This is a genomic window from Methanohalophilus mahii DSM 5219, from assembly GCF_000025865.1.
GTDB lineage: Archaea > Halobacteriota > Methanosarcinia > Methanosarcinales > Methanosarcinaceae > Methanohalophilus > Methanohalophilus mahii.
This window is the reverse complement of the sequence record NC_014002.1, coordinates 792915-807254: the sequence shown is the minus strand read 5'-3', so window position 1 is coordinate 807254 and position 14340 is coordinate 792915. Positions and strand designations below refer to the sequence as shown.

14 protein-coding genes and 1 tRNA gene are annotated in these 14340 nt (G+C 41.3%); 12 read left to right on the top strand and 3 right to left on the bottom strand.

What is annotated here, in order from left to right:
• Positions 1–825, bottom strand: coding sequence for an RAD55 family ATPase (locus tag MMAH_RS03945; protein ID WP_013037245.1), 825 nt, complete (start codon positions 823–825; stop codon positions 1–3).
• A gap of 147 nt (positions 826–972) precedes the next feature.
• On the opposite strand from MMAH_RS03945, the gene MMAH_RS03940 reads away from it, so the two are divergent.
• The 5 genes from MMAH_RS03940 (at position 973) to MMAH_RS03920 (ending at position 4733) form a co-directional block, all read left to right on the top strand.
• Positions 973–3456, top strand: a complete 2484-nt coding sequence (locus tag MMAH_RS03940) for a DUF5814 domain-containing protein (protein WP_013037244.1) — start codon at positions 973–975, stop codon at positions 3454–3456.
• Positions 3457–3512: 56 nt separating this feature from the next.
• On the top strand, positions 3513–3884 hold the full coding sequence (locus MMAH_RS03935; RefSeq protein WP_013037243.1) for a DUF3467 domain-containing protein: 372 nt from the start codon (positions 3513–3515) through the stop codon (positions 3882–3884).
• A 128-nt stretch (positions 3885–4012) separates the two neighbouring features.
• A complete protein-coding gene (locus MMAH_RS03930) occupies positions 4013–4240 on the top strand; it encodes an LSM domain-containing protein (protein ID WP_013037242.1) in 228 nt (75 codons plus the stop codon).
• Positions 4241–4254: 14 nt separating this feature from the next.
• On the top strand, positions 4255–4599 hold the full coding sequence (locus MMAH_RS03925; RefSeq protein WP_013037241.1) for a helix-turn-helix transcriptional regulator: 345 nt from the start codon (positions 4255–4257) through the stop codon (positions 4597–4599).
• A 59-nt stretch (positions 4600–4658) separates the two neighbouring features.
• Positions 4659–4733: transfer RNA gene (locus MMAH_RS03920), tRNA-Glu, on the top strand.
• Positions 4734–4862: 129 nt separating this feature from the next.
• Here MMAH_RS03920 and MMAH_RS10455 read toward each other — a convergent pair.
• Positions 4863–5018 (bottom strand): hypothetical protein, encoded by a 156-nt coding sequence (locus MMAH_RS10455; RefSeq protein WP_157198689.1) that lies wholly within the window; start codon positions 5016–5018, stop codon positions 4863–4865.
• A 658-nt stretch (positions 5019–5676) separates the two neighbouring features.
• Between MMAH_RS10455 and MMAH_RS03915 the strand changes: the two genes are divergently transcribed.
• Both MMAH_RS03915 and MMAH_RS03910 read left to right on the top strand, forming a co-directional pair.
• Positions 5677–6345, top strand: a complete 669-nt coding sequence (locus MMAH_RS03915) for an HAD family hydrolase (protein WP_013037240.1) — start codon at positions 5677–5679, stop codon at positions 6343–6345.
• Between the two features lie 97 nt (positions 6346–6442).
• Positions 6443–7390 carry a BUD32 family EKC/KEOPS complex subunit gene (locus tag MMAH_RS03910; protein WP_013037239.1) on the top strand — a complete coding sequence of 316 codons (948 nt, stop codon included), beginning with the start codon at positions 6443–6445 and terminating at the stop codon, positions 7388–7390.
• A gap of 72 nt (positions 7391–7462) precedes the next feature.
• Here MMAH_RS03910 and MMAH_RS03905 read toward each other — a convergent pair whose 3' ends face one another.
• Positions 7463–7660, bottom strand: a complete 198-nt coding sequence (locus tag MMAH_RS03905; protein WP_013037238.1) for a hypothetical protein — start codon at positions 7658–7660, stop codon at positions 7463–7465.
• Positions 7661–7889: 229 nt separating this feature from the next.
• Between MMAH_RS03905 and MMAH_RS03900 the strand changes: the two genes are divergently transcribed.
• From MMAH_RS03900 to MMAH_RS03880, 5 genes are all read left to right on the top strand, one after another.
• Complete coding sequence (locus MMAH_RS03900; protein ID WP_013037237.1) at positions 7890–9695, top strand: glycosyltransferase family protein; 1806 nt, start codon at positions 7890–7892, stop codon at positions 9693–9695.
• A 75-nt stretch (positions 9696–9770) separates the two neighbouring features.
• On the top strand, positions 9771–10751 hold the full coding sequence (locus MMAH_RS03895; protein ID WP_048902107.1) for a galactose-1-phosphate uridylyltransferase: 981 nt from the start codon (positions 9771–9773) through the stop codon (positions 10749–10751).
• A 20-nt stretch (positions 10752–10771) separates the two neighbouring features.
• Positions 10772–11965 (top strand): glycosyltransferase family 4 protein, encoded by a 1194-nt coding sequence (locus MMAH_RS03890; protein ID WP_013037235.1) that lies wholly within the window; start codon positions 10772–10774, stop codon positions 11963–11965.
• A gap of 24 nt (positions 11966–11989) precedes the next feature.
• On the top strand, positions 11990–13120 hold the full coding sequence (locus tag MMAH_RS03885; protein WP_013037234.1) for a glycoside hydrolase family 57 protein: 1131 nt from the start codon (positions 11990–11992) through the stop codon (positions 13118–13120).
• Positions 13117–14322 carry a glycoside hydrolase family 57 protein gene (locus MMAH_RS03880; protein ID WP_013037233.1) on the top strand — a complete coding sequence of 402 codons (1206 nt, stop codon included), beginning with the start codon at positions 13117–13119 and terminating at the stop codon, positions 14320–14322. The genes MMAH_RS03885 and MMAH_RS03880 overlap by 4 nt, the downstream gene beginning before the upstream one ends.
• The last annotated feature ends 18 nt before the right edge of the window (positions 14323–14340 follow it).

Genomic DNA, 14340 nt, shown 5'->3' with positions numbered 1-14340 from the left:
TCAGACAACATCCTTTGATGTATCAATATGGACCCCATCTGCCACATTGAACTTGATAACATCAGAAGTAGGTATCATACCCCTGATTTTCGGGATTGAGAGTTTGTTTATTATTTGATCCGATGATCTTTCAACGATTACGTCAAATATCACATCTGCGGAATTGAAGAGGTCACTTTCAAGTGCTTCCGGACTGCTTCTTTTCAGACTGTAAAGATAGGTTTGTGAAACCATCTGTTTTGTTGTTTCATAAAGCATGTTTAATAGACGTTTGATCAGGCCCGTATTGACATTAAGATTGATATAAAAGGAAAAAGTATCAAATATTACATTCACCTCATCGCCTTCCGCATCCAGGGCAATATTCTGTAGATTGTATTCGGTGAATTCTATTATCTTCGAATCAACAAACTCATTGCCCACACTGCTAACCATTTCTCCGGTTTGTGTAAAGTAGTATTCTCCATAAACATCAACAAAAATAATATTGGAGGGATCAAAGCCTAAGTTTACGATGTCCTGATGGATATATTTAGGGCGCCGACCTGTGGCAAAATAGTAAGTTTTCCGTGTCTGAGAAAACTGGTACAGGAAAACCTCGGACATCGATAGAGGATCGGCAGAAAAATAGATCAATGAACTTGACGGGAGACCACCACTGAGACTGTCATCAAGTAAAGATATGCCTGTGGGCATAACATGGGGTTTTGATTCATCAGTAGATGCACTACCAGAATAGTTGTTAGAATTGCCCAAAACATTCTTGTTTTTTGGCGGTTGTACCATTTGCTGAAATTCAAGATATTCATTATTGTTATTCTGCATAGCTACCCTTCACTACTAACGATTAGTATATAGAGCATATTTATAAAACTTTACGCTAAAATATACTGAATAATATTTGATGAAATATATAGTATTATACGAAGAAGACGCTTACTTTATAAAAGGGAAATACGTCTATCACAGAATATGACCCTCTGGACTCTTCTCTATCCTCTAAAAGGTAAGGTCACAGTAATGCTGATTAAAGACCGAAAAAAAACTCCTGCAATAGTAGGTGAACTGACCCTGCGAAGTACCAACGCAGGACCGCGACCCTTACGATTTCTAGTATCGAAAGATAAGAAGCAGGATTACCGCTCACCTGAGGAATTTATCGAGCTACTCAGACGTTCGGAGAGAATACTGATTACCAGGCAGGGAGACGCCAAAAACCACAAAAAGATCATTGAAATGCTCGGAGGTTTCCACCTTACTGGTGAAATGGTAGATGTATGCCGTTTTTGTCTGCTCAACAAGGAATTCAATTTTGTGAACAAGAAATCTATTTCTCATCAGGGAGAGCGTATCTGTGAAACATGTGCGCAGGAGGAACTGAAGCGAGCGCTGCGTAATTCCCAATGCCATTATTCTGACGAGGCCATACAGCGCATATTTGATGTTTTAAACAAGACAAAAGACCTTGACCGCACAATCGGCATGCTAAATCCTGAAGAGATTGATTCGGAAGTTACAAGATACGATACAATTGCTTCAAAAGAAGATCAGAACCCATATCCAATAAGTAAACTTCCAATATCCGGCCAATTCAAGAAATCATTGTTGAAAAAATCTAAAAACCTATTACCTGTACAGAGTATTGCTGTACGCAAGGGTTTACTAAAAGGAAATGATCTTCTTGTTACCTCGGCAACAGCTACCGGTAAAACATTGATAGGGGAAATGGCAGGTATTGAAAATATCCTGAAAAAAAAGGGCAAGATGCTTTATCTTGTGCCCCTGGTTGCTCTTGCAAACCAGAAATATAGCCAGTTCAATGGAAAGTACAAAGATTTTGGACTCCAGACTTCAATACGCATAGGAAGCTCTCGTATAAAAACGCGCAAAACGGAAAATATGTCCCGTTCTCTTGATACGGACATTATTGTCGGGACCTACGAGGGGGTCGACCATATTATGCGTTCTTCAAAAGCAGATATGCTGGGTAGAATTGGCACAGTGGTAATAGATGAAGTCCACATGCTGGAAGATGAAGAACGAGGACATCGTCTTGATGGTGTTATTGGACGTCTCAAATATGCATCACCAGGGGCACAGTTCATTTATCTTTCTGCAACAGTAGGAAGTCCCCACGCTCTTGCAAAACATCTGGATGCTGAACTTGTGGAGTATGAACATCGTCCGGTACCTATAGAGAGACATCTTATATTTTGCCCCCAACAAAGCAAATTGAGGATAATGACCCGGCTCATACGTGAGGAATACAATCAGGTATCTTCAAAGGGGCATAAGGGCCAGACCATTGTCTTTACAAATTCGCGTAGAAACTGTCATCGTCTTGCAAATGCCCTGCCAATCACAGCATCTGCCTATCATGCTGGCCTGGCCAATCCGGAACGTAAGAAAGTGGAGGAGAGATTTGCCTCCGGAAAACTTCCTGTAGTAGTGACAACAGCAGCCCTGGCAGCAGGTGTTGATTTCCCTGCCTCACAGGTTATATTTGAATCCCTTGCAATGGGAATTGACTGGATAAACCTGCAAGAATTCTTACAAATGCTAGGAAGAGCAGGAAGGCCGGATTATCATGATAGAGGTGTGGTCGTTTTACTTGCAAGTCCTGATAAGACTTACGGGGGCGGACAGGCCATGACAGAAGACGAGATGGCAGTGAAACTGCTCAAAGGCCAGATGGAGGAAATGAATTTGAAATATGGTCAGGAAGAACAGGAAGAGGAAGTCCTGGCTTCGGTTGCAGTCACAAATTCAAAAGCTGACCTGAACTATATATGCACCAAGATGGTGGAGGATATTGACCTTAATTCCATTGTAAATAAATTGAAAAAATACCGATTCCTGACACAGAAAGGCGATGGCATCAAATTGACCCGAATGGGCAGTATTGCAGCCCGACATTTCCTCTCTGCTTCACGCGCGTTCCTTATCAGGGATGCAGTACTTGCAGGCCAGGACCCAATCGAGATTGCAGCCAATCTGGAGTTTTTCGATGCGGTTTACTTTAAGTTTGCACCCCAGATATCAGCAGCTCTGAACGTGAATATGCCATCGCGGGTTTTTCAGGGAGCTGCTCTGGATATTGTATTTGAGGGAGATAACCTGTCCCAGCTGGAAGAGAAGATCAGAGATCAACTCTTCGAATTTGCTACTGATTTTTTGACATGCGGATGTAAAGAGAGCCCGTATTGTGGATGTGCTGAAAAGAATTTTTCCGAAATGATTATCAGGATGCGCGCTAGTGGCCGCGATCCCGAGAAGATTGCAGCCAGGCTGAATGAAAAGTATGGCATAAGTGCATATGTTGGTGATCTTTACGGCTACCTTGATGGCGTTATCCGCAACCTTGATGCTATTGAAATGATGGCAAGTGCCCATTCAAAAACGGATATCGCAAAACAGGCAAAGGATCTGAAAAAGAGTGTAGAAGCCGGCAGATGAAATGCAAAACATATTAAGGCATAAGGTTTATGAAATCTGGAAACGAGGACAAGGTTATGACAGAGGAACAAAAGGAAGGGCAAACCCAAAAAAAGAATATGAAAATCAAGTTGCATAAACCAGATCATTTCAATCAGGTATATGCCATCGGGGCAATGGGTGGACACAGCCCCTATGATTTCAGGATATGTTTTTATAATGATACTCCTCGCGGAGTTTCAAATGACAATGAACAGGTAATCGAACGTAACCTCGAATCAGAAGTAATCCTGTCCCCTCTGGCCGCAATGGAACTCTCCAAATGGCTCGGCCAACACATCAGGGAATATGAAGCTGCGTTTGGCCCGATTGCCAGAAAGAGTGCACAGAATACTTCTACTAAAAAGCAGGTAGATGATGACAGTTCACATCTTCAGGGATATATCTGAACAGGGAGCAAATATATTTAAACCTGCAGGGTTATAATCGTTAGGCATAAATAGGGAGACTACAGTTTACATTCGCGTATTTTAACTTAATCTATATTTAAAAATGATATTTGTGTGAGGATTTTATTTTGTTCCCGAATAAGAAGGTACAGAAACTTGTTGGATCCAGAATTCAGGTTGAAATGAAAGGTGACCACAGTTTACTTGACGGTATTCTGAAAAGTGCCGATGATTATATGAATCTCCATCTGGAGGATACCTTTGAGATGGTTGAAGGAGAGCGTCAGCGTTCACTGGGCTCGGTAGTATTGAGAGGAAACAACATTATCTTAATCGTACCGGCTGAAAAACAATAATTAACGGGTTATTCATGGGAATTGAAGAAGAGGCATTGAGTCTAATTCGCAAGCATCATGACGGTGTTTATCAGAATGAGCTATGGAAAGACCTCGACATTGATAGTCGTAAATGCTCCCGTCTGATTTCCCGTCTGATGAAAGAAGGGAAAGTCATAAGAGAACCAGCTGTAGCCAACGGGTCACGCACCTATCTCATAAAGGCAACAACACCGGATGAGAAATCCTATGAACTTATGCTTGCAGCAGGCATGTTCTCTCCGTGCACAGGTTGCAGGCTTGCGTGCCACCCCGAACATTGCGAAGCGCTTACAGAATGGATATTAAGGCTAGTTAAAGAAAAACAAAACCAGGTCTGACAAAAACTATATATACTAGTAACGTATAGTAGGGTCGCTTTTAGATAGCGGCCAACCGTGCTCCGATAGTGTAGTCCGGCCAATCATTCCGGCCTTTCGAGCCGAAGACTCGGGTTCGAATCCCGATCGGAGCACTTCTCATTACCTCTAATTCTCTCTTTTCTGTATATACAACAAACCTAATAGATGATCTTCCATTTTTGCGAAGGATAATTAATTCATGATAATTAGGTTGATGAGTTTTCAGACATCTGGTATATTTCTTATTCCTTGCTGTCTACCATATTCAGATCACTGAATGAGAGGGTGACCCCTACCGATGCAGGACTTGCGATAAGTGCAAATGCACCTATAGCAAGTGCATCTTTGGTTTTGTATTGAGAGGTTTTTCTTTGACGTTGGATTTTTTCTTTGCACACATAATTGTTTGTCAGAGTGTAAAATATTTAAACTTGTTTTTTTGTGTCGTTTATATTAAAAATTGACAAAAATGTACAATATGGGATTTATCGTACTTTAGTTACATACAGACACGGAGAAATTGCAAGACAGAAAGGAAAATCATGATGCTAAAGCATTATATTTGATGAATAGGGTCTAACTAATGAAGTGTATCAATTTGGTATTGAGTAATTCGATTAAGTGGGAAGATCATTTAGGAGAAAAATCACTGATTCCTGAGTATATGCAAAATCAATTTGAACATTATTGCCTGCTCTTTCTGGCCATTCTGGTAGTTATGCCATACTAAGGCAGGTTGGATATAGACCATATCAGTTTAGCAGGTCCGGATATCCCCAGGGAAGCACAAAGGCTGCCCCCAATATCCCTGTACCTGTGAATATCTGTACTCGACTCATTGAGTACCCTCCGAAATGTACTCCTATTCAACAATTTTCTTCATCACCTATTTCTTGTATTTCTGGGAACGTCGAACACTAGTTGAATAGAGATATTCTATCCAGCCTATCAGATTATAGTTTTTATAAGAAGAATAACAACTTATATTCGGGAGACAAGGGAAATTACATCCAAAAGGACTGCCCAATCTGATTAGATCTAAAAGGGGAAGATAGTTTGTTTGAAAGTGGGAAAATCAAGGGCGTGATATTTGATTGTTACAAAACCCTCATAGATATCGATACCGACGAAGACGCTGAACAGACCTATGAAATGCTGAGTGTCTGGCTGAGGTACAACGGGGTAAAAATCAAGCCTGATGTATTGAGGGATGAATATAAAAAAAGGATTCTTGAAAAGATGAACCTTTCCGGGCAGGAATACCCGGAAGTAAAGGTGGAAGAAATATTCTCCGACATATGCTATGACTACAAACTCTGGACCATTGATGAAGAAATGGTCGGAATTTCAGCAGCACGTGTTTTCAGAGCATCCTCTATCAGGAGATTCAGAACCTATCCGGAAAGTATCAAACTGCTCGAAATCTGTGATCATATTCCAAAAAGATGCATAATATCCAACGGCCAGCGGGTATTTTCAGAACTTGAGCTTCGTTATCTGAAGATGTATGAAAAGTTTGATTTTGTAATTTTTTCCTCCGATTACGGCTACAAAAAACCCGACAAACGTCTTTTCCAAACAGCTCTGGATAGATTTGGATTAGAGCCAGAACAAGTTCTCTCTATCGGAGACACCGTCCGCAACGATATCATCCCACCCAGGGAACTTGGTATGCAGGCCCTGGAAATAGAAGAGGCATGGAAATTTTGTGACATATTTGTCTGAAATACGACAATATCTGATCTCAAAACAATGCTTTGTCATCTTCTAATATCAAACCAAATAATCCTGTTTCAGCCCATCTCTATAGTAGGGATTCCTGATGTCTGGAAAATACCTTGGAAAGATTAAACCTGGTGATCCCTTTCGGGATTGGCTTATCCACATACTTGGCAAAAGGATCAAAAACAAGGAATGTTCTGTCCGTGTATTCCAGTTTGCAGCCTCCCACATGGTTCGCAGGTATGAATTCAAGGGAGAAGGCTTCAGTGTCATGGGCAAGTTCTTTAACAGGCCACTGGGTTTTATCAGGGAATATGACCCGGACAGGGCGATGGTCAATGAATATTACAAACTCAAAGAGATCTCCAGGATCATCGATATACCGGAAACCATTGCCATAAACAGGGATTTTGATTGTGTACTGATAACAGAATATATCTCAGGAAAACCTTTATACAAATATTTTGAGGAAGAATACGGACTCTATGAAAGCCTGACAGCCGTTGCCCGACTGTTAAGGACACTACATGATAAGACAAGAATGCATTATGATAAGGAAAAAGAATTCGTTATGTACAGCAAAAATCTAAACTACCTCAATCCTGACCACCATACAAGAAAAATATACGAGGAATTAATGGGAAAATGGTGGTACTGCTCTTTTCTTGATTTGGGTTATGGTTGTCAGATCCATCATGACGCTACCCCTGCAAATTATCTCCTGCACAGAGGCTGGGCTTATGCTATTGACTTTGAACTGTCAGTAGACCACGCAAACCCGATACATGATCCTGGAATACTTTCTGCCGAGATTAAGAATTTTTTTGCACTAAAGGGAGAAGACCGTAGGGGTGAACCTTACATAGGTCATTTTCTCTGGGAATACAGTAAAAATTTGGAAGAATTCCATAGGATTACACGTATTTTACCATTCTATATGAGTTACGGTTTATTGAGGATTGCAAGAGGAGAAAAAAACGAAGGACACAGAAAATATCTCCTGAGAGAAGCCGAAGGTTGTCTACGTTCAATTGAGAGGAATAAATAATGTTAAACTAAAAACATATACAATCCACAAAATATATGATTCAAAACAAAAGTTGCTTTATCAGAGACCTTTTTACCACTTTATATCTTTATGAATGTTTATTTTATTCTCCTTTGCAACCATCCAATGCCACCATATAGGTGTTGTTATCATAGCCGCTTGAAAGATGGTGTTTTTTAAGTGAGCCATATTGAATTCTGCCTGCAATAATTCATTGCAAACAACCCCCTGCGCAGTTTCACCTACTCTTAAAATCATGCTGTCAGCCATATTATCCCTCCTGTTATTTCAGACTTCATTTTTCAGTTTCCTTTAATTGCCATTCAGATCACCAATAAATAATGCAACATTATTGAGATTGAATATTTCAAAAATTATGTACAGAATATATTAAATTCCTTTATTAATAATGTGTTCGAGTACATTATAGTATAGCCAAACCTTTTCAGCAAACATTTATCCCAAAAAAACAGATAACTACTATAAATGGGGTGGATTCATGCTTGAACGCAAATGCATAATAATAGCCGGCGAAGAAGCCGGGCCTAAATCCAATAAGATGGGGGGCATATGGAATGTTATCGATGCTGAAGTTAAGACGCTTGCAGCACTGTTTGAGGACGGTACAATTGATGAGGAACCAAAAACCAGGATATTTGTCGCAAGTCCTTATTTTGATCACAGCGGAGTTGACTGGAACAAGAGTCTTAACAGGATAACTGACCTGAGCGAATTGGATGAGTTTGAACCTGACGAAGAACTCAAAAGTGTCTTTACAAAGCTAAGTGAAGAAGGAGTTGACCTGGTTGCCAGGTCACGCAATATAAGAGGCATAGAAATCATATACCTTATGTTCAAGACAAATGATTACTGCCGGAAAACAATTGAGTACAAAGGAAAGCACGTCTGCCTCGAGAATAAGATCAAAGCAGAAGCTTATGACTTGATAGGGTTGGATTCCAGGACCTATGAAAGTATGGGTAATGGTAATGAGTATACCCACTACCTCAATATATCGTATGCAGTTTCTGAATTTGTCCGTGCTTTGGTCTCAATAAAAAAGGAAGAAAGCGAAAAGTATTCAGACAGGGCAATCTCGGAATTCGTGACATCCCTTATGCCCACACTCTACGTATCGCTGCATTGCCACGAATTCGGCCTCTTTTACGCAATAGCCCGGCTCGAAAAATTGGGAGTAAGGGTGAATTCAGTTGCCACCTGCCATGCCACTATTCCGGGCAGGGCAGCAGGGCATCGTTCAATCCAAAAGATTCGGGACAATGACAGCACCTGGGATGCAGGTGTACCCATAAATATGGCAAAGCTGGAATCTCTCGCCTCCTATGCCGATGTTGTCACAGCTGTAGGAGATTCAACCAAAAAAGAGATATCGCTTTTCTATGGCATCGATTCAATTGTGGTGCGCAATGGTATTGAGCTCGATACTGAAAGTGAAGAGATCTCATGGGACAAGAAAAATCAGTGCAGGAAGCAAATTCAGAAATTCCTGTCTGAAAAGCTGCACAAGGTGTATGATGGGGTTCCCATCGATCCTGAGAAAATAATCCCGATTTTTAGTTTATCGCGTATAGAAATTGATAACAAGGGTTATCCGGATCTCCTTGATTCGCTTGTGCTTCTTGACAGGATGATACGAATAGAAATCGAATCTTCCCGCCTGGATGAAGGTTACAGGGTAGTATGTTTTATAATTACAGCTCATGGACCAAAAACCAATCCACCCGAAAATTTCCCTATAGAATTGCCTGAAGAGATTTTGATAGGGTCTGAGCTCAGGCTTCAAAATATGATCCTTGAACGTGGCCTTGATGCAGCTAGGCTGGTCAGCGGGAATCGGCACGTAGGCGCAGTATTTTATCCTCAGTGGCTGTCAGGCAATGATGGTGGCCTGAATATGGAAGTAGATGAAGTAATGTCAGGTTGCATTGCGGGAATCTTTCCCTCCAAGTATGAGCCTTTCCTGCTAACCGGACTGGAAGCAGGTAAGGAGGCAACTCCGAGTATTGTCAGTAAGGTTTGTGGCTTTAGTGACGCTCTGAAAACCCTCAAGCGTCTGGTTATGGGTATGGGCGGAGTCATAGTCGTCGATAATATCACTTTGCCCTACATTGAGACTATAGCAGATTACGCATTGACAATGGATTATTTTATTGAGACCTATACTGATGACCGGATTAAGTACAACCTCCTGTGCCGGGAAGCAAATCTTCTTGCATATGATATGAACTGGCGGGATCCGGTTAAGAAATATTATGAAATGCTGACAGGAAAAAGAATGGAATAAGCTCACCACACTGATCAGGCATTCATATAAAAATATATAGGAGAAAACGTTAATTGGAATATGGGTAGTGGGTACATGTCACAAATACGCAAACACTATTTTTTGGATGAGTATTGCATAATAGCACCAGGCAGAGGCAAGCGTCCGTCTGATTACCTGGGAGATGTATTGGAAAAGGAGACATCTGATTGTGTCTTCTGCAAAGGTCATGAAGAAAAAACGCCTCCTGCTACAGCTGTTTATAAGGAGGGGCAAATTCTTCAGGATTCGGAAAAATTCAGGATCAAAGATTGGGATATAAGGTGTTTTCCCAACCTTTATCCGGCATTAATACAGAATCCCGCAAAAGTATCCAATACCGAATTCCAGGCAATGGAAGGCTATGGTTTCCATGAAGTTATTGTAGAAACTCCAAAACATTCGAGGCAAATCCCTGATTTTTCGGATAATGAAATCCTGCTTCTAATGAAAGCCTACAAAGAACAAGTGAATTATTATCAATCACTGGAAAAGATCAAATACGTTTCACTATTCAAAAACAAAGGCGAAAGGGCAGGTGCATCTATTGCACATACCCATTCCCAGTTACTTGCACTTCCGGTTATGCCTCCAACACTGAAAAGAGAAATCCAGACAATAAAATCTTCTGAAACCTGTCCTTACTGCAATATCCTGGTAAAAGAATACGGAAGTAATCGGCTTTTGTACCGCAATGAGGAATTCATAGTCATTGCTCCTTATTGTTCTAAGGTCCCCTATGAATTATGGATTCTGCCACAGCGACACATTCATCATATATCTGATTTCACGGACGACCTGTTGAGATTTCTGGGTGATGCGATTCAAGTCTCTCTTTCGGTATTAAGCAACTCAATCGGTGATTTGCCTTATAATTACATGTTTTACCAGCTTAATGATGACCCGGAATATCATTTCAATGTAAAGATACAACCGGTTACATCCATAGCAGCAGGCTTTGAAAAGAATACAGGGATTTACATCAATACAATGGCCCCGGAAAAAGCAGTAGAGCAATTGAAGACAAATTTACTTTAACAAAGGTGGGTTGTGCATTTATGACATATTTAAGAATCGGAATGTTTTCCTGGGAGAGTCTGCATTCTGTAAAAGTTGGAGGATTGGCACCACATGTTTCTGAACTATCTGAAAATCTTGTAGAACTTGGACATGAGGTCCATATATTCACTCGTAACTGTGGCCTTGGTACTCATGAAACAATAAACGGGGTTCATTATCATCGTGTTGACCATGATCTCTCAGAGGATATTCTGCACCAGATGGATAGCATGTGTGATTCCATGTATTCCATTTTTAAGGACGTTTCAGAACAGTATGGAAAATTTGATGTGGTTCACATGCACGATTGGCATCCTATCAATGTTCTTACCCGGCTAAAAAATGAAGACGGAACCCCTTTTGTAATCACCTATCACAGCACCGAATGGGGACGCAACGGCAGCATATACAGGGGAGGCTACCAGTTTGAGGAAATCTCTCACAGGGAATGGCTGGGTGGCTATGAATCCACACATGTTATCGTTACATCCCTGCAACTCAAAAAAGAGGTCCAGCATCTCTACCAAATACCCGATTATAAGATATCTATAATTCCCAATGGAATTTTACCGGGCAGGATTAAAAAGGAGGTAAACCAGGGCAAGGTAAAACACGATTTCGGTTTCCACCCTTTTGCACCCGTAGTTTTGTTTGTAGGCCGTATGAGTTACCAGAAGGGGCCGGATATGCTGGCCAGAGCAATCCCGTATATACTTGATAAACACTGGAACGCGAGATTTATGTTCATTGGAGAAGGAGATATGCGACCTGATTGTGAGGCTCTGGTAAAAGAGCATGGGGTTTCTGAATACTGCTTCTTTTCAGGTTATGCAACCGATGAGGTTCGCCAAAACTGGATCAATGCCTGTGATATCCTTTGTGTACCCAGCCGCAACGAACCCTTCGGCATTGTGGTGCTGGAAGGCTGGGATGCCTGTAAGAATATAGTGGCCACAAATGCTGTGAATATCATAGATAATTTCGAAAATGGTGTGCTTGTGTACCAGAATCCGGAATCAATTGCCTGGGGAATAAATTATGTGCTTGATAATGTGCACAACAATGAAATGGGCATTAACGGTCACCAGTTAATCCGGAGCAAGTATAATTGGAAAAATATCGCAAAACAGACAACAGAAGTCTATAAAGATGTGACCGGGAAAAATAAAGAAAATTGTAGCATTTTTGCATAATTATACTGATAAGTGGTGAACGAGATGAAAGCTGTATGCATCTGTTGCGAGGTCCATATACCCTATGATGTAAAATGGTACTGGCCGGACGAAAGTTATTCTACAGTAGAATTCGAAAGATTTTTTGACCAGCACCGAATATATTCCAGATTTGAAAAAGTTGTACCTGATATTCTTTCCATGAATGAGGCACTGCTGGAATCCATCGACAGGGGAGCCTCCTACACTTTTAATGTCTCCGGGATATTTCTGGATCAATGTCGTTGGCATCCTGCTGTAATTGATTCCTTCCGAGAGCTCAAAAACAGGGGAGCAGGCTTTGCATGTTCCCCCTATTTCCACTCAGTTGCAGCCCTGTTCCCTGACAGCACAGAATTCAGGGAACAGGTCAAAATGCATAGGACTAAAATAGAGGAACTTTTCAAGTATGAACCTAAAACCTTCATTAATTCGGAATTGCTAATCGCCAAAAATATTGTTCCAGCCATCAGAGATATGGGATTTAGTTGTTATATTTGTGAAGGATCGGACAACATGATACATGAGGGAGGTCCCCTACACGTGTACAGGGGTGATATGCCAACATTAATGCGCCACATAAATCTAAGTGAGGATATAGATACACGATTTTCGGACAGAGGCTGGGTGTGCTACCCACTTATTGCTGATAAATTTGCATCCTGGATAGCAAATATGGAAGGTGATGTTGTAACCCTGTATTTCAGTTTCGACTCTCTGATTAGACACCATAAGAAGCAAAGTAATATAAGCCAGTTTTTGGCCGAGCTACCGGAGAGTCTGGGTAAACACGGTATTGACATAATATCACCACAGACAGCAGTCAACGTTTTCGAACACGAACATCTGGAAACCCTGAAAACCAATTCCACAGCACGCTACGGATTACATAATCTGGTAGGCAATCATATACAGCACCTCTATATTCATGAACTTACTATTATCAGCAAAATGTTGAAGGATATCAGGGATAGCCCTGATTATAGCAACCTAAACTACATATACCGCTGTCTTCAGCAAAGTGAAATCCTACTTGAGATGGGAAACGAAAATACAAATCTTGGTGCCGAGCGGGCGGTAAATATTTTCTCCATTATTTCTGACCTCAAACGTGCAATACTGGAGGCGGGCAAATGAAATCAATTTGCATGTACTTCCAGCTCCACCAACCCTACCGCATGAAATGGTTCTGGCCGGACCTTTCGGAAGGGTTTGAGAGGTATTTCGATAGCGCTATAAACCGGGAAATATTTGAGAAAGTGGCTGATAAGTGCTACCTGCCGGCAACAAAGACCCTGCTTCAGCTGGCTGAACAATACGAAGGTGATTTCCGTTTCAGTGTCTCGATCACCGGCACACTTTTGAGCCAGTGCAAACAGTGGAATCCCGAGATCATCGACTTGTTCCGCGCACTTGCCGACACCGGCTGTGTAGAGTTTTTGGATGAGACGAATTACCATTCCCTAGCAGGCCTTTTTGATGACAGGACAGAATTTGCTGAACAGGTACGTGAGCATCATAAACTCATTTCAGAACTGGTGGGTGTGAAACCACATTTCTTCAGGAATACAGAGTTGCTTTACAACAACAGTATCGCAAGAAATGTCATGGAAATGGGATACAGAGGTATACTTGCCGAGGGTGTTGACGGACTTGTGGCTTCTCCCAACCATGTGTATAAAGCGAAAGATTGTGACCTGAAAGTCCTGCTGCGTAACTACAAGCTGACCGACGATATAGGATACCGATTTTCTGCACGCTGGTGGAGTGGGTATCCACTGACGGCCGAAAAATGGGCAGATTGGGCATCACATGAAAAAGGCGACATCCTGAATATATTCATGGATTACGAGACCTTCGGGGAACACCAATGGTCAGACACCGGGATATTTGATTTTCTTCGTGCACTTCCACAGGAAGTTCTCAAAAGGGATCTGGTATTCAGCACTCCCTCAGAAATAATAAGAAATTATGAGACAATAGGGGAAGTTGACGTGGGTGATTTTAATACGATTTCCTGGGCCGACATTGAAAGGGACACCAGTGCATGGCTGGGTAATGATATGCAAAGGAGGTGTTTCGAGGAGGTGAGACTACTGGAACCCTATGTAAAAAAAACAGGTGACAGGAACCTCATAAACATCTGGAAACATTTTCTCACATCAGACCATTATTACTATATGTGCACTAAATGGCTTGGAGATGGGGATGTTCATTCCTATTTCAGCATTCATACATCCCCTTATGACGCAGCCATAAATTTTATGGCAATAATTAATGATTTCAAGTCACAAGTCTTCAAAAAACTTACCGGCAAAGATAAAAATATCTACCGCTAATGTGTATATTAAGGTCCT